The organism is Metabacillus crassostreae, from assembly GCF_016908395.1.
Taxonomy (GTDB): Bacteria; Bacillota; Bacilli; order Bacillales; family Bacillaceae; genus Metabacillus; species Metabacillus crassostreae.
Window position 1 is genome coordinate 814,489 of the sequence record NZ_JAFBDU010000002.1, and the last position, 23,118, is coordinate 837,606.

Here is a 23,118-nt window from a genome sequence, read left to right on the forward strand (position 1 = left end):
GGCTTCGCCTGTGGGGTCTAGACCTTTCCTCTACACCCGCAGGAGTCAAGTGTCTTCCGCTTCATTCCACTATGGTTTTTAAACCTAGTTTAATAATAACAACCTCTTGAAGGGCTCTTTATGAAAGAGTTCTTACTACTAAAATAGTAATTTTTTTAGAAAATAGTCTTATCTTAAAACTTATAGAAGTCTATTCTAAGTAAACAAGTTAATAGGTTGTATACCTTAAATCCTTCAATAAATACAGCTAATTTACTATAGTAGCCAATGCAAATGAAAGTGTAAGCATGAGAAGTGGATGATATTAAATATAGATATTGCTCTATAATTGGAGGATTTTAATTCAAATCTAGCTGAGAGCACTTAAATAGGGTTTTTAGAAAGTTTTAATAGTTCACTTACAGTTACAAATTGATAGCCTTGTAGGGTTAATTCTGAAACTAGTTTACTTACTGCTTCGATTGTTTGTGAGCGGTCTCCATAGCCATCATGGAAAATTAAGATGCTACCGTTCTTCACACATTCTCTGGATTTTGCAAGAATATGATCAATACCAGGTTGTTCCCAGTCTCGAGCTTCTAAATTTAAGGCACCTATCATAGGAGGATATCCCTTATTAGAGATGCTTGATATTGTATCTTCGTTATAATCAAGGTAAGGTGGACGAAAAACAACGGGTTTTTGACGGATAACTTTCTCAATACTTTTCTCGTTTAACTCAATTTCCTCTAAACATTTTGCAGTACTTAGCATTGATAGGTTAGGGTGAGAAAATGTGTGATTTCCGATATCATGCCCTTGTTCTGCAACTTTTCTTACAATCTCAGGATATTTAACTACTTCTTCACCAATCATGAAGAATGTTGCTTTACCTCTTACACTATGAAAAATCTCTAGTAATTGAGTTGTATAAATAGGATCAGGTCCATCATCAAATGTAAAAGCTATAACCTTTTCCACCGTTGGGATTTCGTTAATTATCATATTTTCATTCAACTGGCTATCCCCCACTTCTTTATGTAGAGCTCTTTTCTGATGAATTGTTGTTTATGATACTCTAAGGAATCTAGCTTCAAGACACTTATCTTCTAAAACAAGTGTCTTGATTGTAACTCATGTTAAGAGCGATTCCAGTTAAAACCAATTTCTTTTAAAAATGCTCTAGTTAAAACCATATGTCCAGCAGCAGTTGGGTGAACTCGGTCCCATGCCAACGTTGCTGAATAAAGCTCTTTTAAAACGACATTAAATGCAGCCTGAGTATCGACAAATAAACAGTTGGTTTCTTCTGCAATTTTCTTGACCACTTGTCCATATTGATCCATTTTCTGACGCATTTTATCCTGCTCATTGCTTTCCAGATAAAATGGAGTCATTAACACCATTTCTTTCACCTGTGGCTTTGTTTCCACAACAAGCTTTCTAAGAGTAACTTCATATTCGTCAATTAACACATGCCAATCTTTTATGAAAGGTGTATCAAATTGGCGCCACACATCATTAATACCAATCATTACTACTAACCAATCAGGCTTTTGATTCACCACATCTTCCTGCCATCTGTTTTCTAGATCTCGAACAGTATGACCACCAATCCCTTTATTCACAACTCTGATACCGAATTCAGGATAAACGGCTTGCAAAAGTGCATCGATATATGAAACATACCCTTTGCCAAGAGCTTGAAATAAGCCCTCTCCTTCTGGTTTAGCTCTTTCACAATCTGTTATTGAGTCTCCAATGAACAACAATTTCTGTCCTTGCTCAAGCTTCATCTTTTTACCCCCTGAACTTTCGCCAAAATGTATAGATATTGGAAGCCCAAAAGTATAGACAACTTGTTTGGCTTCCAATTCATTATTATTAATCTTTTGGCATCCATATTTTAAAGTGACCACTTAAAGCTAGTATACTAAAAAAATAGAGACAATTATCATAATATCTTCTGTTTCCCGTACGCATTGGAGTGTTCCATAGTAGTTCTACCCATTTTAACCGGTTTGGACCATCTGCTGCTAACGAAGCCATGGCGTTTGTTGCAAGTAAACCCACAGGATGCAGAGATTTTTCATCAAATGGTTCACCATTAACCTTATAACGACGATAATCTTCAGGCTCTTTATCTGCAAAGAAATTTTGAAGTTTATTCGCTATTTCTGTTTCAGAGGTATCTCCTCTAAACCATTCAAAATCAAGACCAATATTCACCGCAACACGATAGGAATCACTATAAAAATGCCCAAAACCATTTTCATCATTCGGCGTTCCATCATAATAAGCATATTCAGGAGCAAGACCTGTTTGTGGATGGCAGCTAATTTTTATATAGTTTCGGCTAGCAGCACTTGCTTCTTTCCAAAACTCTCGATCTTCCTCATAAGCCCACAATGCAAATAATTCATAGAAATGTGGTAAATGATACGATGGATCTGTGAACTCACAATCTGGAATAAACTTAATTAACTTATTGTCTCTATTCCACATAGAATAGCCGTTTCCATCTTCTCCTTTATGAATACAAGTTCTGAGAATATCTTTGGCTTGTGTTTTGTAGTTAAAGGGCTCAGCACCATCTCCCCATCGATGTGAGGCAAAAAATAAAGCTAATGCAAAATACTCTTCACCATCTGGAGCTGGTCCATATGCATTTTTTGTTCCATCAGGCTGACATGACCAAGCAAAATACCCAGCGTGCTCTCCTTCTGTCATATACATATTTTTCATTGTCCAGTTCCATAAGCAATCAAAAATATCTTTTTGGTTCATTTGTACAGCCATCATCATTCCATATGACATTCCTTCTGTTCGAACATCAAGATTACCTGTATCAAGCATATAGCCAAAGTCATCATCAACTTGATGATAAATTCGAGTACTTTTGTTTCCGCTAAATAACTCTTCCCAATTAGCGTTAATTCTTCTAGTAATCTCCCCATCTGTTAATCCAATTTCTTTAAATAGATTTCGATATTTCCCTGTAAAAAAAGACCCCTCATTTGTTTTCGCTACTTCTTTCATCAGCCACCTCCGCTAAAAAATCCCAACTACTTTCTATATTCTCTTAACTGATCATTTAACTCTTTTGTTTGCGTATATACTTGCTGATAAATTTTAAATAGTTTTTTATATGCTTCAACATTTTCCTTAATAGGATAATAGGTTTTGGATGTTTGAATAAATTCTTGTGCACAATCCTTAAGTGAAGGATACCAGCCACAGCCATATGCCGCTAACATTGCCGCTCCCATTCCAGGTCCTTGTTCGCTTGCAAGCTTCTCTACTTTTGCGTTGAAAATATCTGCCTGCATTTGTAGCCACGTTTCATTTTTAGCACCGCCACCGATCGAGATAATAGAATCGATTGTTTTACCACTATTTCTAAAAATCTCAATAGACTCATTTAATGAAAAAGTGATTCCCTCAAGAACAGAACGATCAAAGTGCTTTCGCTCATGAGCAGCATCAATGCCAATAAAGCTTCCACGTATCGATGAATCAGCATAAGGTGTTCTTTCTCCAACTATATAAGGTGTATATAATAACCCATTACTACCAGCCGCTACTTCATCAACACCCTCTAAAAATTGATCAAAATCTTCTTCTTTTGCTTTTGCAAATGTATCTTTAAACCAGCTTAAGCTATAACCAGCAGCAAGTGTAACTCCCATTGTATAGTAAGCATTTTCTTCACCATGATTAAAGTAGTGAACCTTTCCTTCAAAATCAAGGTCATTTCGCTCTTCATAAGAAAGTACAACACCAGATGTTCCGATACTACATAGTGTTTTCCCTTCATTTAAAATACCAGAGCCAATAGCACCACATGCATTGTCTGCACCACCAGCAAACACTTTTGTTTTATTAGATAACCCTGTTTCTTTTGCAAAATTGTCCGTAACCGTCCCAACAAAATCATGTGATTCTACTAATGGAGGGCAAAATCCAGTTGAAAGATCAAATAAATTTAAAATTTCTTGACTCCATTCACGCTTAGCGATATCCAATAACAATGTTCCTGCAGCATCTGAATATTCCATATGAATATGTCCTGTTATCCGATAACGAAGATAATCCTTTGGTAACATAAACAAGCTAGAACGTTCAAGAATTTCTGGCTCGTGCTTCTTCACCCAAAGAATTTTTGGTAAAGTAAAGCCTTCTAATGCAGGGTTTTTTGTTATCTCTAATAAACGTTGTTTACCAACAACATCATAAATCTCCTCGCATTGCGGTGTTGTTCGTGTGTCATTCCACAAAATAGCATTTCTAACAACTTGACCTTCATGATCAACTAAAACTAATCCATGCATTTGTCCTGAAAAACTAATGCCCTCGATGTCACTCACATCACCGTCAAAAACATCCATTAATTCAGCTAATCCAACAGTTGTTTTTTCCACCCATTCCTCTGGATTTTGTTCACTATAGCCTGATCTTTCAATAATTAACGGATATGATTTTGACACTTCATGGCAAACCTCACCATTTTGATTTACAAGCAATATTTTGACCGCACTCGTTCCTAGATCAACACCTATTACGTATTTCATCTATCATTCTCCTTTTCTATGAAAATATGCTGGAGTAAAATACATCCAGCATACTTTGTATTATTTAAATGGTTAAGCAATATTAAAGCTTTATGTTGATTATTAGAACTTTGTTGATTGTAGTGAAAGGCATGAGACTCCTGCGGGAGGAGCGAGTCCAGAGGAGACCCCACAGGCGCTCAGCTTACGAGGAGGCTACCGGACCGCCCGCGGAAAGCGAATGCCTGTAACGGAAATCAACAACAATGTTTAACAGCCGCAAATGATTAAACTCTTGCACCTGAAAGAGTTTCTAATAAGTATTGATTTACTAATCCTTTAAGACGTTCAGTTCTACCAGATTGATTTTTGATTTCTGTTAATTGAAGAGCATATGCTTCTAGCTCGCGGAAATTCGTTTTTCCTTCAACAATATCTAATCCAATACCATTTGTATAGCTGCTATAGCGTTCCTCGATGAAGCCATCAAGAACTTTATCTTCAATTAATTTGTTTGCTACTTTTAATCCAATAGCAAATGCATCCATTCCAGCAATATGTGCATGGAAAAGATCTTCTGCGTCAAATGATCCTCTTCTTACTTTTGCATCGAAATTCAAGCCACCTTTACCTAGGCCACCATTTTTCAAAATTTCATACATAGCTAAAGTGTTTGTGTATAAATCAGTTGGGAATTCATCTGTATCCCATCCAAGCAATGTGTCACCTTGGTTCGCATCAACTGAACCAAGCATTCCATTAATACGTGCTGTTCTTAATTCATGCTCAAATGTATGACCTGCTAATGTTGCATGGTTAGCTTCAATATTAAACTTAAAGTGATCCGTAAGATCATATTTTTGTAGGAATGCAAGACCTGTTGCTACATCAAAATCATATTGGTGTTTAGTTGGCTCTTTTGGCTTTGGCTCAATTAAGAAAGGAACATTCAAGCCAATTTCCTTAGCATAATCTACTGCCATGTGGAAAAAGCGTGCTAAGTTATCTTGTTCAAGCTTCATATCTGTGTTTAGTAAAGTTTCATAACCTTCACGTCCACCCCAGAATACATAGTTCTCAGCACCAAGATCTTTAGCTACTTCTAGTGCTTTTTTAACCTTTGCTGCAGAATAAGCAAATACATCTGCGTTTGAAGAAGTTGCTGCACCGTGTACATATCTTTGATTTGTAAACATATTGGCTGTATTCCAAAGCAATTTAACTTTGCTAGTTTTCATGTATTCTTTAATCATACCAACAATAACATCCTGATTTTCATTTGTTTCTTTTAAAGTACTTCCTTCTGGAGCAATATCAACATCATGAAACGCGAAGAATGGGACATTTAACTTTTCAAATAATTCAAATGCTGCTTCAACACGTGCTTTTGCTAGATCTAAACCTGATAAATGATTCCATGGACGAATTGCTGTACCAGCACCAAATGGATCAGAGCCATCTGCAGTGAATGTGTGCCAATAAGCAACTGAAAAACGTAAAAGCTCTTCCATTGTTTTACCGTTTATTTTTTCTTCAGGATTATAATATTTAAATGCAAAAGGATTTGTAGATGAAGCACCCTCGAAATTAATTTTATTTACTGTTTCAAAATATGCCATTGTTATTCCTCCAATTAGTAAGTTATTAGTTTAATATATCAATAATGTAACTGCTTACAATACTATTATTTAATCAGATTATAGCACCGTTCACTTAGTTTGTCTATCCAATAAACTAAGTTATTTTGTGTTTTTTATTTTTACACTTTAGCATATATATATAATTAATTACCTAACCCTCACAATAATGTGGGTTACGTTCAGGTTAGGCATCTTCATAGATAACCTCTTAAACTTTTATCACACATTTTGTGAAGTTGTAACTAAGTTAGACAACGTCTTACTTTCTTCTAACCATAAGATACTCGTAACTCCACGTGGATAATACTTACTACCAGCTATTTCACCTGAGATAATTTGATCACTCCAGCTCCACACAGATAATGTTGGGTGAGTAAGCCATGCAACATGTGCTGCGTCTGCCTTAGCTCCTTGTTCTTCCCACTTCATATCTAAGATCTCACGAGCAATAAATTGACTAAGATAAATTTTGCTTAACCAAGAGTTATTACTAGTAGACGAAATCTTCCAGCCACCATCCTCAAACAAACAGACACCTTCAACTAATACAGTTTTTAAATGTGTACTCAATGCTTGCATATAAGCTCCATAACGACCATTGAGATCTAATGCTTCAAGGTTATTTGTATAGTAAGGGAAAATTAATCCTTCAATTGCTGGAATGATTTTAGAATCATTTCCTTCTTTAATAACAGCAGGTATATAGCCATCAGAAGTCACATAAGAAGCAATTGTTTCTGCACATTTTTCAGCTTGAAGACCAGCTTGCTTCGATAAATCAACGTAATCATTTTCTTTAAAAAGCTTTTCTAATGCTACATATGATGCCCAAGTTTTTCCTGCAAGGTAAATATTATTTCTTGCCTGCCCAAGAGATACATCCAAACTATCATATGTTGTAATTTCCGCTCCACCCATTACTCGAGTTGAATCTAGCCCCATAATTCCATCACGTTTATCTGCTTCAGGATGATCACGATTTAACATACTTTCAAAGCAACGAACAAAAATATCTAAATTTGCTTTTAACCAATCTTGATCTCCCGTTTGCTCCACATATACTGACGCACATAGTACCCAGTTCACTAACTGCTCATAAGTCATATGTGAAAAACATCCATCTAAACCATAAAGCTCATATGATGAATATTGTGGTCTTGAAATCGTATTTGCCACACCCATATCATGTGTAAAACTAATACCACCAGGATATTCAGTTTCATCACCTGGAAAGCGAACTTTATCTTCATAGCTAAAACGACTAACAAACATATCTAATTCATTTTTAACAGTCCATGGATTCATTTTTAATTCAAAGAAAATTTGGTCTACTGTTAAATCAAATGTATTCATCATGCGGTATTCCCCTTCATTAACAACCCAGAAAGGCTCACCATCAGCATCAAGTAATTGCGTACATCCATAATAACTGCGAATTGAATGGATCATCATGAATTTTTGGTCATCAGATAAATCAGATTCACTTATCAATTTATTTGCTTGTACAGCTCTACTTGTAAATTCTTTAAAATTATCCAGAGCATAAGCTGCTACAGATTCAATATTCGGGAAATATTTTGTGTAATAATAAGATGTATCCATTCCAGCAGTTACATATCCTGAACGGTGGAAACATACTGAAAATTTATATGTTCGTTTTTCTCCTGCAGGTACATCCATTATAAGAGCGCCAACAGGTCCTAACCCAAATGCCCAATTCTCTTCAAAAGGAGTTGTTAAAATATTCTCCAAGCTAAAATGCAAAGCTGATTTTACTTCAGAATCATTTGAAGTAATAGCAGTTAAACGTCCTTGACCAACACCTGCAATTTTGTCACATGTATCATCTAAACGACGCATTGAGCTATATTGATCACTTCCTTGATATCCAAAAAATGCCCGGCGATTTTTTAATCCTTTTGTGTTATCAATCGTAAGCTCTGCCCAAACTGCTGGTATTAATGCTTTTTTCAACTCTTCATCAGAAGCAAAAGCTGGATCTGGTACAGATTGTGCTTGTGAATAAATAGTGAAAGTTAAATCCCCTGCACTCCAGGAGTCTGTTCCTAATTGAAAGTCTCTTTCTATTTCATCCTTAGAATATGGTAGAACTATTTTTGGTTTATCTTGATCAGGATCCATATTCTCAATATCATAACGCTTACTTTCGTCATCTTCCATTTCAAAAAAAGGAAGTGCATGATACATGCCTTCTTGCTCTATCGATTCAACACCAACATAAACATTTTTCCTTGGAGATCGACCAAGCTCTAAATCCAATCCTCCCCCATTACCATAAAATCCTAGAGTGAAACTAGAAAACGCACCAATTGGTGAATGATGTGCATTGAAAAACATATTTTTTGTCATATCTTTACTCACTCTCCTATCATTAATATAGAAAGCAATATAAATACTATTGCTATGTAAAGTATTTAGAATAATCATGTAAACGGATTCATTTATCTTATTTTTTAAGCACCTTGTTTTGGATTTTTATCGATTAAAGTGGAGAAAAGTATCTTACCTCCTTTGTTGAAGTATAAACTTACTGCCTAACTATTTGTCATTATAACACCACACATTAAGTTTGTATATCCATTAAACTAAGTTTATGATAAAATATAATTACTAACAAATGAGGAGTTTTAGAAGTGGCGTCTATTACCTGGAATCAACAAGTTGTGAAGAAAAACAATAAAGCACTTGTATTACAATTAATTATCGAAAAAGAACCTATCTCAAGAGCTGACATTGCTCAAGTATCTGGTTTAAATAAAGCAACCGTTTCATCTTTAGTTAATGAATTATTAGAAGAAGAACTTATATTTGAATCAGGACCGGGAGAATCAAGTGGTGGTAGACGACCTGTTATTCTCCATTTTAATAAAGCTTCTGGTTATGCCGTTGGTATTGATATCGGAGTTAATTATGTACTATGTGTTTTAACAGATTTAAAGGGCAATATCATCATTGAGAAAAATCAAATGGTCAAAGAAACTCCTTACCATGCCATTATGAATATCGTTCAGAACATGATCCATTCACTAATTGATGAAATGCCTAGTAGTAAGTATGGAATTGTCGGTATTGGTATAGGTGTTCCTGGAATTGTAAACAAAGAAGGTTCAGTCCTTCTTGCACCTAACTTAGGCTGGAAAAACATCATGTTGAAAAATAACCTTGAGGATTTATTTCAAATACCAGTTATCATCGAAAATGAAGCAAATGCTGGGGCCTTTGGAGAACAACAGTTTGGAGCAGGTCAGGATTATCAAAACATTATTTACATCAGTGCTGGAATCGGAATTGGTGTTGGAATTATATTAAACAAGGAACTATACCAAGGGAAAGATGGATTTTCAGGTGAAATGGGACATATGATTATTGATGTTAATGGCAAGCTCTGTAACTGTGGCAGTAAAGGCTGCTGGGAAGCATACGCATCAGAAAATGCTTTATTAGAGATGGCTGGTGAAACGTCAGAATCATTAGAATCATTAATAGAATTAGCAGAAAATCAAAACAAAAATGCCGAAGAGCTATTTGAAAAAATCGGTCAATACTTAGGATTTGGGATTAATAATATTATTAACACGTTTAATCCTGATCAAGTTATCATTGGAAATAGATTAGCATTGGCAAAAGAATGGATTGAGCAACCCATTTTGACGACAATAAAGAATCATACATTGTCACACCATCAACAAAAACTTCAGCTACATTTCTCGAAGCTTGAAAAGCATTCAACTGCTTTGGGTGTATCTGCGTTTGTAGTTGAAAGTTTTATTAAGGGAGAAGCTAAAAATCAGTAAAAATTCTGCACTAAGATAACTCCTGCTATTAATATGAATAGCAGGGTTTTTCATTTGAAGACGTAAACTGGGACATAATTAAAACACAAAAATACCAATAAATCTAAATTCAGTAAGCTGAAAGAAACAAGTTCGTTCCATTGCGCTACAGACACTCCATTCGCCGGGGAGGAAGCTGAGCCTCCTCGACGCAAGCGCCTGCGGGGTCTCAGCCTTTCCTCTATTCCCGTAGGAGCCCTAGTGTCTTCCGCTCCATTCCACTAGTTTTTAAAAATAGTATACAAAATAATAAAATCTATTAAAAACGGCAAATAAAACCCAAATTATCAGGAGAATGATTGATTGTAATTTCACCTAATAATTCGGGTTTATCATTAGCTTATATACTTATGTCCAGCCTCTTTTCATTAGCAAACACTGGTGTAAAAGCTAATTATTTAGTTAAGATTTCCAACTGCCGCTCTTTCAATACCAAGTCCTTTTTTGTAACGTTCCATAAATTTCTCGAAGCCTTCAACATCTTTAGGATCAGGAGACATTGTCTTTCCTTCTTGACCTGCGAAGACCTTTTCGTTTAAGTACTCTTCTAGTGTTTGGTTATCTTCTTTGTTATTCATATACGATGCAAGAAGTGCAATTCCCCATGCTCCACCTTCTCCTGCTGTTGTCATAACAGAAACAGGAGTATTGAAAGCTGCAGCTAAAATGCTTTGTCCTACACCCTCAGTTTTAAAGATACCACCATGACCTAGAATCTCATCTAGTTCTACTTTTTCTTCTTTAATAAGAATATCCATGCCGATCTTCATTGCACCAAATGCCGTAAATAAATGTGTACGCATGAAATTCGCTAGATTGAAATTACTTCCTGTAGAACGAACAAACAATGGACGACCTTCTTCAAAGTGAGTCATATGCTCTCCAGAAAGATAGCCATAAGATAACAGACCGCCAGCATCAGCATCACCTTCAAGTGCTTTCTTAAATAACGTTTCAAACAATTTATTTTTATCTACATCTATTCCCAACGCTGTAGTAAATTCTTCAAATAATCCTACCCATGCATTTAAGTCAGAAGAACAATTATTAGAATGAGCCATTGCTACAAGATTACCTGTTGGTGTTGTCACAAGATCAATCTCAGGATATACCTTCGACAAATCCTTCTCCAATACAACCATCGCAAATGCAGAGGTACCTGCAGATACATTTCCAGTTCGCTTTGCTACACTATTTGTCGCAACCATACCAGTTCCTGCATCACCCTCAGGCGGACATAGCTCTATCCCAGCTTGAAGCTCACCTGAGACATCAAGAAGCTTTGCTCCTTCTTCTGTAAGAACACCAGCTTTTGCTCCCGCTACTAAAACCTGAGGAAGAATATCCTCTAGCTTCCAAGGTAATTTATCTGGTTCAACCAACTCATTAAATTGAGTAATCATAGTTTGGTTATAATTCTTCGTATTTAAGTCAATTGGAAATACACCAGATGCTTCCCCAACTCCAAGAACTTTCTCACCTGTTAATTTCCAGTGAATATAACCAGCTAATGTTGTTTGAAAATTAATGCTTGCAACATGTTCTTCTTGATTTAAGATTGCTTGATACAAGTGAGCAATACTCCATCTTTGCGGAATATTATAATTAAATAATTCTGTTAAAGCTTTTGAAGATTGTTCAGTTATATTATTTCTCCATGTACGAAAAGGTACAAGAAGCTCTCCATCTTGATCAAAAGCCATATATCCATGCATCATTGCACTAAATCCAATTGATCCAACTGTTTTCAATGTCACACCATATTGCTGTTTGACATCGCTGGCCATTTTTTGATAACTATCTTGTAATCCTCTCCAAATATCTTCAACACTATATGTCCACACATTATTTTCATAGCTATTTTCCCAATCATGGCTACCAGAAGCAATTGGCGTATTATCTTCTCCAACAAGAACTGCTTTAATTCTAGTTGAACCAAGTTCAATACCAAGTGCTGTTTTACCACTTTCAATCGAATGCTTTACATCATAACTCATTTGGTTTCCCCCTGATAACTTCATATTAGTAACCGTTTACAAATATAATGGGCTAAAAGTCTAGATCACATGAGAACACCCTGTCTCACGATCTTAACTTTATGTACTCCTTTACGAAACGTATGTCCGTAACTATTAACCTACATATCTACTTTTTGTAAATTTGTACGCATGTATCTTGTCGTAATTCTATAATACTTTAAATTGTACGTACAATCAAGATCATGTTTCGTTATTTTATTGCTTTTATTGTGCTAAGTTATTTACTTAAAACAAAAAAAGACTACCATACTTTGGATGGAGTCCCACTGAAATTATAAGCTTTTAAATTTCTATAACTTAATATGATTATGATGTTGTTCCGCTATATTTCTCTGTATACATACGTTTGTCTGCTACACTATAAAGCTGATCCATTGTCATACCATCTTTAGGAAAAGAACTAACGCCAATACTTGCGGAAAGATGTAGTTGATTTTGACTAGATAACGTTAAAGGTATAGTTAGCTGCTGCTTAATTTTGTTTATCATTTCCTCTGTTTCATCAATACTTAGTAACATAACAAATTCATCTCCACCTAATCTTGCTGCATGATGTTTATCTGTCACAAGCTCCTGTAAAATATTTGCTATATGTTTTATAGCATAATCGCCAGCTTGATGACCAAACGTATCATTGATTTTCTTTAATTTATTTAAATCCATCAGTAACAGATTAAACATCTCTTTCTTATTCAAAAGCTCTGAAATTTGCTTTTCAAACGCTGCACGATTAGATAACCCTGTTAATATATCGTGGTAAGCTAAATACCTCACTTTATCCTCTTTTATTTTAGCTTCCGTTATATCCTTTAACATTAAAAACTGAAGTGATTTTCCTTCTATTAAAATAAACTCAGAATCAACCAATAACGTTTTTTGTTCATCTAATTTATTTACAAACGTTAACTCGAAGTTTTCAATTTTTGTTTTTTCCTTAAATATCTTTTGGTGCTTGGTGATAAATGTTTGCTTGTCTACTCCACCTAAAAACGAAAGGATAGACTTGTTAACTAGTTCTTCCCTTTCAACACCAAGGTATTGAGAGATTTGCGGACTTGCCTCGAGAACTTTTGCTTCTATATCCATAATAAGTATTCCTTGAGGGGAGCGTTGAAATAAGATCTTATAACGCTTCTCATAAGATGATAAATAGTCAAATCTTGACATACTAAGAAAAATTGCAAAAGCCCAAAATAGAGATCCATGAGGAATAAAGTAAACAAAGAAGTAAAGATTAGTATCTTGTAAAATTAAAGCTGCTACTAACATTGAGAACGTCCAGATAAAATATAATAATATCCCTTTGTACCATAATTTAGCAGCGTTATTTCCCTTTTTCATTTCAATTATAGTTAACACAAGATTAATCGTAAGATATGTGAAATCAACGATCCATAATAAATATAAACCAGGTCCTGGGATGAGTATTGGCTCTAACGTATTTCCATCACTTCTTAACATCCATGAATCAATTGGAAACGTCAATAGCATAAATACACCTGGAACAAATAGAAGCTTGAGATATTTCCCTTTCTCCTTTGCGTACATATTAGCATTCATTAACCAAAGATGTAGTGCTAATAAAGATGCTATAGATATAGCTCCATTCACCCAATAAATCGTAAGCACATCAAAATATTCTGGATAAGTAATAAAAGTAGTAAATACTCCTAAAAACCACATCGATGTGAACACATATAATAAACTGCACGTTATATGCTTAGCACTATGGCGGTTTCGGCTATAAACCATCCCTGCCATATAAATAAAGATACACGCTGGAATCAGGTACAAGATGCAATAAGATACTAACTTCAAAAAACTCACCTTCCAACTATGTATTAATGATAAAACAATAACAAAAAAACTGCTTTTCACAGCAGTTTCATTCGTGTATTCTGTAACCCGGCTGTCATACTGTGTTTAGACCCGTGGCTTTGCGTCCTATGCTTTCACATAGTTTGCCCAATCTATTAAGTTACTATTATTATAGTACATTTTTACTATTTTTTAAACAGTTTTTGTTAAATTTATCATCTCGTATCTAAATTTACCACTTCCAAACTACAGAACATTATGCTCCAAATATTATGTTAAATATCACTAAACATTGATCATGAATCCTTAGTCATTCAATTACAGTTTTATTTTAAATTCTTGTTACATGGATTTATTTAGTACTTTTGTAATATTGACACCCATGGGAATTTCCTCCATTATTAAAAAGATTGGATAAAAATAGAAAAACTATTCACAAACTATTAATAACTGAATTGAAAATATCCTTTAATATTAACTTAGTGATGATAGAGACATAATTCATACAAATCAATCTAGCTGAACATGTTTATTAATATACATATACAATTCTAAAGGTATAGGAGTGGATTAAATGGCAATGAGAATGAGATTAATCTTTAGAATACTCGCATTTGTGGTAGGAATAACTCTATTTCTAATCAGTATCATATCTTTTATTGCGATTTCTAGTGATTTAAAAAGTGAAGGCTATGGGCTCATTATTATAATGTACATTTTTTTTGGTATTTTGCCAGGTTTAGGAGGCTTTTTCCTATGCAAATGGTCAATAAAAGCAGAAAAAGTCAAACGATCGAAATACGAAGAATTAGAGAATACTATTTTTAAAGTAGCAGAAAACAGGGGAGGTTGCTTAACTCCCATCGAACTAGCAATGGACACAGATCTAACATTAGAAGAAGCAAAAGCTTTGCTTGAAAAATGGGCGCTAAACGGATATGTAACCATAAAAGTTAGTGAAGGTGGTGCATTAATATATGACTTCAAAGGAATTACAACAGAAACAGAAAAGCAAACCGCAAAAGGCGTATCAGAATTATAAAAAACAACAGCAGAATGTAGTAAAAGCTGGACCTGGTCAATCATACTCACACAAAACATACTTTATCTTACTTTTTTCTGTGTTTTTTTCTATCATTGCTGTCATTCCTATTGCAATGTCAGTAGAAAACTTCTTTTCTCCTAATGAACCCTTTAATGTAACAATTTTTATCATTGGTTTGATTTTGGAAACTATTAGTATAACGATCGTGGTACATTATACCAGGCAGAATTCTCGAAATCATGACAACTTATTAGAGGACATCGTATTAAAACGGGCTTTTAATAATAAAGGAATAGTGAAAGATAATGACTTTTATGTATCGCCACTTTCAAGATGGAGAAGTAACCGAACCATCAAGAGATTCCTTAAAAATGGCACTATAGAAATAAAAGAACATAAAGATGAAGGCACAATTTACTTTTTTCCACATATTATTTCTGCTAAAGAGAAACAAATGGCTAAAGGTGTTTTTGATTTTGAATAATAACGTAACAAATGAACGATCCTTTAAAAAGTGATCGTTCATTTTCTTTTTAATCATGACTGTAAAATCGTTACTCCACGTACTTTTTATATTTAATAAATAGTCGTTAACTAATGTTTTAATTGAAAATCTGGCAGCTGTAATAGAAGTCAAAAAAAATGGGGTCAGTCCCCCTAAATGCACAGCTTCATTTAGAGTTTCTGACCCCAATTCATAAATAGCGCTACTTTCCTGTTGTTTCCTGCACAGCATAATCATTGGTTATTTCTTTATTAAAATCGATTGCCTGCTTGTTTTTTAGCTTCCAGATTTGACCGATTTCTTCGAGCGTTTTATTTTTCGTTTCCGGAACAATTGTCATAACAAATGTAAAGCATACCGCGTTTATTACTGCGAACATCCAGAACGTGAATGCTCCACCCATGTTATTGATAAGAATTGGCGTGAACTGTCCAATTGCCCAGTTAGCTCCCCAAAGGAACATAGTCGCAATTCCAACAGCTTTCCCACGTAAATGGTTCGGAAAGATTTCAGGAATCATAATCCAAGGAATCGGTCCCATCGATACACAGAACGCTGCAGTAAAACCAGCTACGAATATTACTAGTAATGGACCACTATTTGCCGGTTCAAAGTAGAATACGCTTCCAATCAGTACCATAAAGATCGCCATCAAGCTAGAACCTACTGCCATAAGCTTCTTTCTACCTAGTTTATCAATTAACAGAAGTGCAACAATCGTAAACACTACCTGCACACTACCAATAATACTTGTTGCCAAAAACTCTGTGTTATTTTCAAAGCCAACACTACGGAAAATATCTGGACCATAGTATGTGACAGCATTCATTCCAATCACTTGGTTAAATAGTGCAAGGAATATTCCTACTCCCATAGCCATTCGCAGTCCAGGCTTAAGTAACTGTTTAATAGACGTATTTTTTTCTGTTTCAATCGATAATTTAATTTCCTTCGCTTCTTGCTTTGCAACCTTTTCCCCATTAATTCGTTCAAGTGTTAGATACGCTTCTTTTTCTCTACCTTTTTGCATTAAGAATCTTGGACTCTCTGGTATGAAAAATAATAGGATGAAAAAGATTATTCCGGGAAACACTCCATAACCTAACATCCAGCGCCAGCCTTCGTCTAAAGCCCAAGCATGTGAACCACTGTTTGCTACCCCATAGTTGATGTAAAAAGTAGCACAAATACCAAAGATCGTAAATAATTGATAAAGTGAACCAAGTCTACCACGGATAGCCGGTGGTGCACACTCACTAATATAGGTAACAGATAATGCAGATGCGAAACCAATTCCGAATCCGCCGATAATTCTAGCAATAACTAACATCGTAACATCTGTTGCCAATGCAGATCCAAGTGCCGATATGATAAAAAGAACTGCTGATAAAAACATAATGTTTTTTCGACCGTACTTATCACTTAAGAAACCGGATATTGCGACACCAAGAACTCCACCGATCATAACACAGGAAATGACCCAACCTTGCATAGCTGGTGACAGTTCGTATCTTTCCGCAAGAAAGCCAATCGCCCCTGAAATTACAGCTGTATCAAAACCATACATCAGTCCGGCAACACCTGCCGCAACTGCGATTAAAATAACATACCAAGATGAATGTTTCTTTACCATGTTGATCCTCCTCATACCTTTTGTAGGATATATACCATCAATGAAGCATTGATGATTCCGTTTCCATTTTTCATTTCATTATCTTTAAAACATTTACAGTAAATTTATCATAAAACCGCTTTCTCAAAAGACCTATTGTCTTCACATTCTTGTTAAAACCTAGACTATCTTGTGAAAACGTTTTAAATGATTGGATCCATAGATTGCAAAGAAAAATAAAATGGATGTAACCTAATGAAAGCAAAAACACCGCTTAGCGAAGCGACTATCATGAGCATAAATCAACATAGCAGTTTTTAAGTCCGACATCCATCAACACTGAAGATAAATAAAAAATCAACGATCATAAAAAGACCGTTGATTTACCGTTGATATTTATTTCTATATTCACGTGGACTAAGTCCCGTTTCCTTTTTAAAAACCCTACTAAAATAGTTCGGATCTTTATAACCGATATCCATTGCAATTTCTTTTAATGGGGTTTTCCCATCCAATAATGAATTTTTGGCTCGTTGTAATCGAGTATTTGTTAGATAATCAATAAAGGTTACTTGAAACTTTTCTTTAAATAACTTACTCAAATAATAAGAACTAAGCCCTATGTTTTCTGCAACTTCTTCCAGCATGATTTGCTTATGATAATTAGTATTAATGTATTCTTTAGCTTGTAACAGTAAGCTTTCCACACCGCTTGCACGCCATTCACTTAAACGCTCCATAATCACCATTAAATGAGTTTTAGCACGTTCTTTTATCTGCATAGATGTTTCTAAATGATCGAAGCTCATCTGAACATCTATATCAAATCCAAACTCTTTTATCGAACGTGTTAATACGATAAAGAAGTTTTCCATCGCTTTTTTGACCCAATCCAATCTAGAATCCGATGCTTGCAGAATTAATTGGAAATAGCTATCAAATAGTTGTGAGCCTTTTTGAATATCCCCTTTTTTAACTGAATGGATTAGCTCTTTTTCCACTTCAAATGGAATTAGCTCTGTTCTTTTTTCATCCATCTGACTGTTGTACGCCATATAGGAAGCACTTGAATGATTATAAACTAATTCTAAAGCATAGATAGCTTCTTCATAGGAGCGAGAAAATTCATTAACATCGAAAACAACTGTTCCAATTCCTGCAAATACGGTACAATCTTTTAATTGATTTTGAGACTTATGAATAACCGTACGTACGAAATTTTGCCTGTCTTCCAGATTTACTTCTGCTTTCGTATCAAGTAATACAAATGCTGGAACTTGAAAAGCTGTTAAGGGCCCAACAAAGACCGGATGACTCTCTTCATGTAACGTCTGCTTTAATACCTTATACCATTCACTTTTTGCATGTCTGTCCGGTTGAAGTTGGTCGGACTCGAATGAAAAAACAACAACAAACCCTTGTTTCTGATCAAGGTTAAACCATTCCTTCCAATCCTCTTGGTCAAATTCATGAATATGGTCAAGTAATAACGAAACAATAAACTCCATTTCAATAAAGGAACTAAGTCTCTCCAATCGTTGATTCATTTCCAGCATTTCATTTCCATATTTTCTTCCTGCTTCTATATCTGCTACTGTTCGGTCAAAAGCCTCTAATACTTCTGACACTTTACTCGGCTTTAATAAATACTCTTTAATGCCAAATTTCATCGCTTGTCGAGCATAATCAAACATATCAAAAGCTGATACCATAATACATTTTGTGTTCGGATGAACATCTAGAATTTTTTCGATTGCTTGTAGTCCATCTAACTGAGGCATTTTAATATCCATAAAAATGAGGTCAGGAACAAGCTCTAAGGCGAAATCTATAGCCTCTAAACCATTTTCGGCCTCTGCAACAACTTCAAATCCTGAACGATTTTTCGATAGCATTAGTTGAAGTCCTTCTCTTTCCAATGGCTCATCATCTACAAGCATAATTTTTATCATATTATTTCACCCCTTTACGGTTTGTTAAGTGAATAGTTACAGTTGTACCTTTACCAAGCTCAGAATCAATGTCAATGTGACTTTCCTTATCAAACAACTTTAAACGAGTAATCACGTTTCTCATCCCTATCCCCGTTGAATGCCCAGAGCTTTTTTGGGACAAAGAAACCTCTTCTTCACTACTTGTATCCAATAACCGATCTACTGTTTGTTGATCCATTCCTATCCCATTATCCTTTACTACAATACAAACCCTTTCGTCTTTTTGATAAATGGTTAAAGAAATGGTTGCACCTTTAGCCATGTCTTCTATTCCATGCATAAAGGCATTTTCAATAATCGGCTGAAGTGTTAAACAAGGAAGAGGAGTAGATAAGCATGCAGATTCTACTTGTTTTTCAAAGCTTACTCGGTTTCTGAATCTTGTTTTTTGTATAAAAAAATACTCTTTTACAATGGCAACTTCATCTTTGAGGGTTGTCTCCCGCTCCAGGTTACCGATATTATAACGTAGCAATGCAGAAACAGAAGAGATTAGATCAGTCGTTCGCTCAGCTCCTTCAATGTAAGAAGTCTTAGAAATCGTATTTAGCGTATTAAATAGAAAATGCGGATTGATCTGATTTTGTAAACTTTTTAATTCCATTTCTTTTAAAAGTTGAGAAAGCCTTGCTTTTTCTTCAATTTCACTGACTGATTGCTTAATATTTCTCTTCATTTCATTGAACGTCTTTGTTAAAAACCAAAGTTCATCTTTTCTAGAAACCACCACATCATCACCGGAGTAATGACCCACAGAAATCTTCTGAGCCGCCCTTGTTAGTCGTCCAATGGTTTTTGTAATTCCATTGGAAAACCATAGTGCAAATAAGATGCTAAGAATTATAATCGATATAATGATAGCTGTACCCATATTTTTCGTATTAGTAATTCTTTTTTCTATTAGTAAAGATAATTCCTTGTAATCTGTCAGTTGATTATTAATTAATTCCAGTGTCTTCTCATGAATATAACTGGATGTTTTCTCCGCTTCGTTTAAATACATGGAGTATTGCTGAATATCTTGACTATTCACACCCTCAACTGTTTGATCAGATAGTTCAACGAAACTACTCAGCATATTAAGATAGTTTTTCTTTTGAATTTCTTCTGTTTCCATAGCAGAAAATTCCCGCTGCAACTGTCTAAGTTTTTGCTTGCCTTCCTCATAAGAAGATAAATTGTTTGGCAAAGGTTCTAGTACATATATTTGTAATGATTGATACGTTTGCGCTGTCATATTCGTTATTTCATTTAAAAGAAAAAGATGGTCAGCATTCTCGTCATATAGATCTCTCACTTTTTGATTACTTTGTTGTTGAACAAAGAAGACGGTGACAATTAATAATAAAGTGGCAACAAAATAGATTAATAGCTTGGTGCGAATTTTAATCATGAGGGTTCATCCTTTGACTTTTCCATAGATCTAGGTTGGAAACACGTATAATCGATGCATCAGTATGGTAAGTATCTTGAACTGATTTTTCATTAATTATATCTAGCATCAGTTCAATGCTTTTGTATCCCATTTCGAAGGGCTGTTGCTCAACAATCGCATCTAAGTCACCTTTTTCTAGTAATTGAATGTTTTCTGTTAATGGATCAAAACCTATCACATAAAGAGAATCCAGCTTATTCAATGATTTGGCTGCAGCAACGATACCAACCCCATCGTAAGAACTTGTTCCATAAAAGGCTGTAATATTGTCATGCTCGTTTAGTATCTCATATGCTTTTTCCTCTGCTTCCACTTTCGTAATGTTTGATTCTTCCACAGCGACAATTTCAATTCCCTCGACTTTCTCTACAGCATCTTTAAATCCTTTCACACGCAATTGGTGATGAGCATTAGTAAAGCTTCCTGTGATAATTCCTACAGTAGCTTGTCCATTCATGCTTTCTACTAATGCTTCTCCAGCTAATTGGCCTGCCAGATAATTGTCCGTCCCAATATAGGCATTTCGTAAACTTTCAGATGCATCTGTATCAATTGTTAAGATGGGAATACCTTCTTTTACTGCCTTATTAATGATGGGTGTAAACTCATCACTGAGTGCTTGAACAATGATCCCATCAACTTTTGATTTAATAGCAATATCTAAAAGCTTTAACTGTTCTTCAGGATTGGAACGCTGAGGTCCCACATATTCAACAAAAACATCATATTTTAACTCAATCTCTTTGGCACCTTCTCCTACTAAGCGCCAGTAATCATGATTCATTTCCTCACCAATTAACACAAAATGATATCGCGGTAAATCTTCTTTAGCTGATATACCCCTAGTTATCTGTCGATCAAATTGCTGTGATTGCTTATAAAAATAAAAAGAGAAGCCTAAAGCCGTTATAAATAACGAGACCAAAATAATATAAATAATAGGCGTACGCTTCATGTTGTCCCCCTAAGTAGGTAAATTGTAAACTATTTTTAGATTGGTTTATTTTCATATATTCATTCATTAAAAACAACTTATCTTTTATTTTATAGCACGCTTCTTACTAACTCAATTATCTAACTTATGTTGTATTTTCTCTTGTTTCTTGTTCCTCTTAGTATGTTCAAAAAGAAATGTAACCTCATAGGCGCTTTTGTAACTTTATTAAGAAATCTATTATTGGAAAAGGTATGTAGTAAGAAGAAGCCTTGAATCTTTAGCAATGAAGTATATTTTAATCTCAACACGATTAGGTAAACCCCATTAGGACGTTAAAACACAAAAAAACCAATACTTTGTGAATGTCTCAAAGTATTGGTTTAATACGTTTTTGATTAATTATGATACCAGTGGTCGGGGTCGAACCGACACTCCCGAAGGAACACGATTTTGAGTCGTGCGCGTCTGCCAATTCCGCCACACTGGCAAAGATAATAAGCTATTTTTGCTAAGGTAAAATAACTTTGATGCCGAGGACCGGAATCGAACCGGTACGGTAGTCACCTACCGCAGGATTTTAAGTCCTGTGCGTCTGCCAGTTCCGCCACCCCGGCAAGGGTGTTTTAAATGGAGGCGGCAACCGGATTTGAACCGGTGATAAAGGTTTTGCAGACCTCTGCCTTACCACTTGGCTATGCCGCCATTAAAATATTATTGGAGCGGAAGACGGGATTCGAACCCGCGACCCCCACCTTGGCAAGGTGGTGTTCTACCACTGAACTACTTCCGCAATCATAATATTAGTTATTATATAGTATAGCCTATGCAAAAAGACTAAAAATGTGAAAGAAAATGGCTGGGCTAGCTGGATTCGAACCAACGCATGTCGCAGTCAAAGTGCGATGCCTTACCGCTTGGCTATAGCCCATTGAAAATCTTATAATTTATAATATAAAAATGGGGCGACTGATGGGAATCGAACCCACGAATGCCTGAACCACAATCAGGTGCGTTAACCACTTCGCCACAACCGCCACAATATATTAATGTTTAATTGGCAGGGGCAGTAGGAATCGAACCCACACCAAAGGTTTTGGAGACCTCTATTCTACCGTTAAACTATGCCCCTAGAGTAAATTATTTCTTTAGTAATGAATGTTATTTTCGCTTTGCGAAAAAACAATGGTGGAGGGGGGCAGATTCGAACTGCCGAACCCTAAGGAGCGGATTTACAGTCCGCCGCGTTTAGCCACTTCGCTACCCCTCCATATTGTGAAACAGTGCCGGCGAGAGGACTTGAACCCCCAACCTACTGATTACAAGTCAGTTGCTCTACCAGTTGAGCTACACCGGCTAAAAAATCAAACAAAAATGGTGGCTCAGGACGGAATCGAACCGCCGACACATGGATTTTCAGTCCATTGCTCTACCAACTGAGCTACTGAGCCAATAAGGTTTACGGCTTCCACTAAACTTCGAATCTCTTCATCAGCTTCATCACTCACATCCTCACGTATTGACATACGCTCCGGTGTTCGCTCAGTCGCTTCTTCGACCTTCTCGTTTATTGAAACCCTATTACACTATACAAAGATAGTAGTGTACATTACTCTTCTAAAAATTAAATGGCGGTCCGGACGGGACTCGAACCCGCGACCTCCTGCGTGACAGGCAGGCATTCTAACCAACTGAACTACCGGACCAAGTTTT

At 35.6% G+C, this 23,118-nt stretch carries 15 protein-coding genes, 11 tRNA genes and 1 riboswitch; of the genes, 3 read left to right on the forward strand and 23 right to left on the reverse strand.

Going from position 1 to position 23,118, the window contains the following annotated elements; all coding sequences use genetic code 11:
- Positions 1–363 precede the first annotated feature (363 nt).
- The 6 genes from JOC75_RS11480 to JOC75_RS11505 form a co-directional block, all read right to left on the reverse strand.
- Positions 364–996, reverse strand: a complete 633-nt coding sequence (locus JOC75_RS11480; RefSeq protein WP_420828021.1) for a polysaccharide deacetylase family protein — start codon at positions 994–996, stop codon at positions 364–366.
- 122 nt (positions 997–1,118) lie between these two features.
- Complete coding sequence (locus JOC75_RS11485) at positions 1,119–1,775, reverse strand: SGNH/GDSL hydrolase family protein (RefSeq protein WP_204954167.1); 657 nt, start codon at positions 1,773–1,775, stop codon at positions 1,119–1,121.
- 88 nt (positions 1,776–1,863) lie between these two features.
- On the reverse strand, positions 1,864–3,018 hold the full coding sequence (locus tag JOC75_RS11490; protein WP_204954168.1) for a family 8 glycosyl hydrolase: 1,155 nt from the start codon (positions 3,016–3,018) through the stop codon (positions 1,864–1,866).
- Positions 3,019–3,044: 26 nt separating this feature from the next.
- Positions 3,045–4,550 carry a xylulokinase gene (xylB, locus tag JOC75_RS11495; protein ID WP_204954169.1) on the reverse strand — a complete coding sequence of 502 codons (1,506 nt, stop codon included), beginning with the start codon at positions 4,548–4,550 and terminating at the stop codon, positions 3,045–3,047.
- Positions 4,551–4,816: 266 nt separating this feature from the next.
- A complete protein-coding gene (gene xylA / locus JOC75_RS11500; protein ID WP_204954170.1) occupies positions 4,817–6,148 on the reverse strand; it encodes a xylose isomerase in 1,332 nt (443 codons plus the stop codon).
- A 240-nt stretch (positions 6,149–6,388) separates the two neighbouring features.
- On the reverse strand, positions 6,389–8,539 hold the full coding sequence (locus tag JOC75_RS11505) for a glycoside hydrolase family 52 protein (RefSeq protein WP_204954171.1): 2,151 nt from the start codon (positions 8,537–8,539) through the stop codon (positions 6,389–6,391).
- A 284-nt stretch (positions 8,540–8,823) separates the two neighbouring features.
- Here JOC75_RS11505 and JOC75_RS11510 point away from each other — a divergent pair, with 284 nt between their 5' ends.
- Entirely contained in the window at positions 8,824–9,984 is a 1,161-nt protein-coding gene (locus JOC75_RS11510; protein WP_204954172.1) for an ROK family protein, read from the forward strand.
- 437 nt (positions 9,985–10,421) lie between these two features.
- On the opposite strand, the gene JOC75_RS11515 is transcribed toward JOC75_RS11510, so the two are convergent.
- On the reverse strand, positions 10,422–12,020 hold the full coding sequence (locus tag JOC75_RS11515) for a xylulokinase (protein WP_204954173.1): 1,599 nt from the start codon (positions 12,018–12,020) through the stop codon (positions 10,422–10,424).
- 348 nt (positions 12,021–12,368) lie between these two features.
- Entirely contained in the window at positions 12,369–13,880 is a 1,512-nt protein-coding gene (locus JOC75_RS11520; protein ID WP_204954174.1) for a sensor domain-containing diguanylate cyclase, read from the reverse strand.
- A gap of 78 nt (positions 13,881–13,958) precedes the next feature.
- A riboswitch (cyclic di-GMP riboswitch) is annotated at positions 13,959–14,038 on the reverse strand.
- A gap of 416 nt (positions 14,039–14,454) precedes the next feature.
- Here JOC75_RS11520 and JOC75_RS11525 point away from each other — a divergent pair.
- Both JOC75_RS11525 and JOC75_RS11530 read left to right on the forward strand, forming a co-directional pair.
- Positions 14,455–14,922, forward strand: a complete 468-nt coding sequence (locus JOC75_RS11525; protein WP_204954175.1) for a hypothetical protein — start codon at positions 14,455–14,457, stop codon at positions 14,920–14,922.
- Positions 14,858–15,409 carry a hypothetical protein gene (locus tag JOC75_RS11530; protein ID WP_204954176.1) on the forward strand — a complete coding sequence of 184 codons (552 nt, stop codon included), beginning with the start codon at positions 14,858–14,860 and terminating at the stop codon, positions 15,407–15,409. The genes JOC75_RS11525 and JOC75_RS11530 overlap by 65 nt, the downstream gene beginning before the upstream one ends.
- Before the next feature lie 223 nt (positions 15,410–15,632).
- Here JOC75_RS11530 and JOC75_RS11535 read toward each other — a convergent pair whose 3' ends face one another.
- From JOC75_RS11535 to JOC75_RS11605, 15 genes are all read right to left on the reverse strand, one after another.
- Positions 15,633–17,063 (reverse strand): sugar porter family MFS transporter, encoded by a 1,431-nt coding sequence (locus tag JOC75_RS11535; RefSeq protein ID WP_204954177.1) that lies wholly within the window; start codon positions 17,061–17,063, stop codon positions 15,633–15,635.
- Between the two features lie 362 nt (positions 17,064–17,425).
- On the reverse strand, positions 17,426–18,994 hold the full coding sequence (locus tag JOC75_RS11540) for a response regulator (RefSeq protein ID WP_204954178.1): 1,569 nt from the start codon (positions 18,992–18,994) through the stop codon (positions 17,426–17,428).
- Between the two features lies 1 nt (position 18,995).
- A complete protein-coding gene (locus JOC75_RS11545) occupies positions 18,996–20,429 on the reverse strand; it encodes a sensor histidine kinase (RefSeq protein ID WP_204954179.1) in 1,434 nt (477 codons plus the stop codon).
- On the reverse strand, positions 20,422–21,426 hold the full coding sequence (locus JOC75_RS11550; protein ID WP_204954180.1) for a sugar-binding protein: 1,005 nt from the start codon (positions 21,424–21,426) through the stop codon (positions 20,422–20,424). Before JOC75_RS11550 ends, JOC75_RS11545 begins: the two co-directional genes overlap by 8 nt.
- A gap of 387 nt (positions 21,427–21,813) precedes the next feature.
- Positions 21,814–21,895 (reverse strand) — tRNA-Leu (locus JOC75_RS11555).
- Between the two features lie 41 nt (positions 21,896–21,936).
- Positions 21,937–22,022, reverse strand: a tRNA-Leu gene (locus JOC75_RS11560).
- Between the two features lie 14 nt (positions 22,023–22,036).
- Positions 22,037–22,110: transfer RNA gene (locus JOC75_RS11565), tRNA-Cys, on the reverse strand.
- A gap of 13 nt (positions 22,111–22,123) precedes the next feature.
- Positions 22,124–22,198, reverse strand: a tRNA-Gly gene (locus tag JOC75_RS11570).
- Positions 22,199–22,261: 63 nt separating this feature from the next.
- Positions 22,262–22,336 (reverse strand) — tRNA-Gln (locus tag JOC75_RS11575).
- A 30-nt stretch (positions 22,337–22,366) separates the two neighbouring features.
- A tRNA-His gene (locus JOC75_RS11580) sits at positions 22,367–22,442 on the reverse strand.
- Positions 22,443–22,463: 21 nt separating this feature from the next.
- Positions 22,464–22,537 (reverse strand) — tRNA-Trp (locus JOC75_RS11585).
- A 54-nt stretch (positions 22,538–22,591) separates the two neighbouring features.
- Positions 22,592–22,675, reverse strand: a tRNA-Tyr gene (locus tag JOC75_RS11590).
- Between the two features lie 14 nt (positions 22,676–22,689).
- Positions 22,690–22,762, reverse strand: a tRNA-Thr gene (locus JOC75_RS11595).
- A gap of 18 nt (positions 22,763–22,780) precedes the next feature.
- Positions 22,781–22,856, reverse strand: a tRNA-Phe gene (locus tag JOC75_RS11600).
- 178 nt (positions 22,857–23,034) lie between these two features.
- Positions 23,035–23,111: transfer RNA gene (locus JOC75_RS11605), tRNA-Asp, on the reverse strand.
- Positions 23,112–23,118: the final 7 nt, after the last annotated feature.

Bases quoted from the DNA above. Each gene is read 5' to 3' on its own strand.
- JOC75_RS11485 (WP_204954167.1), bottom strand. From the start codon at position 1,775: ATGAAGCTTGAGCAAGGACAGAAATTGTTGTTCATTGGAGACTCAATA.
- JOC75_RS11490 (WP_204954168.1), bottom strand. From the start codon at position 3,018: ATGAAAGAAGTAGCGAAAACAAATGAGGGGTCTTTTTTTACAGGGAAA.
- xylB (WP_204954169.1), bottom strand. From the start codon at position 4,550: ATGAAATACGTAATAGGTGTTGATCTAGGAACGAGTGCGGTCAAAATA.
- xylA (WP_204954170.1), bottom strand. From the start codon at position 6,148: ATGGCATATTTTGAAACAGTAAATAAAATTAATTTCGAGGGTGCTTCA.
- JOC75_RS11505 (WP_204954171.1), bottom strand. From the start codon at position 8,539: ATGACAAAAAATATGTTTTTCAATGCACATCATTCACCAATTGGTGCG.
- JOC75_RS11515 (WP_204954173.1), bottom strand. From the start codon at position 12,020: ATGAGTTATGATGTAAAGCATTCGATTGAAAGTGGTAAAACAGCACTT.
- JOC75_RS11525 (WP_204954175.1), top strand. From the start codon at position 14,455: ATGGCAATGAGAATGAGATTAATCTTTAGAATACTCGCATTTGTGGTA.
- JOC75_RS11530 (WP_204954176.1), top strand. From the start codon at position 14,858: ATGACTTCAAAGGAATTACAACAGAAACAGAAAAGCAAACCGCAAAAG.
- JOC75_RS11535 (WP_204954177.1), bottom strand. From the start codon at position 17,063: ATGGTAAAGAAACATTCATCTTGGTATGTTATTTTAATCGCAGTTGCG.
- JOC75_RS11540 (WP_204954178.1), bottom strand. From the start codon at position 18,994: ATGATAAAAATTATGCTTGTAGATGATGAGCCATTGGAAAGAGAAGGA.
- JOC75_RS11545 (WP_204954179.1), bottom strand. From the start codon at position 20,429: ATGATTAAAATTCGCACCAAGCTATTAATCTATTTTGTTGCCACTTTA.
- JOC75_RS11550 (WP_204954180.1), bottom strand. From the start codon at position 21,426: ATGAAGCGTACGCCTATTATTTATATTATTTTGGTCTCGTTATTTATA.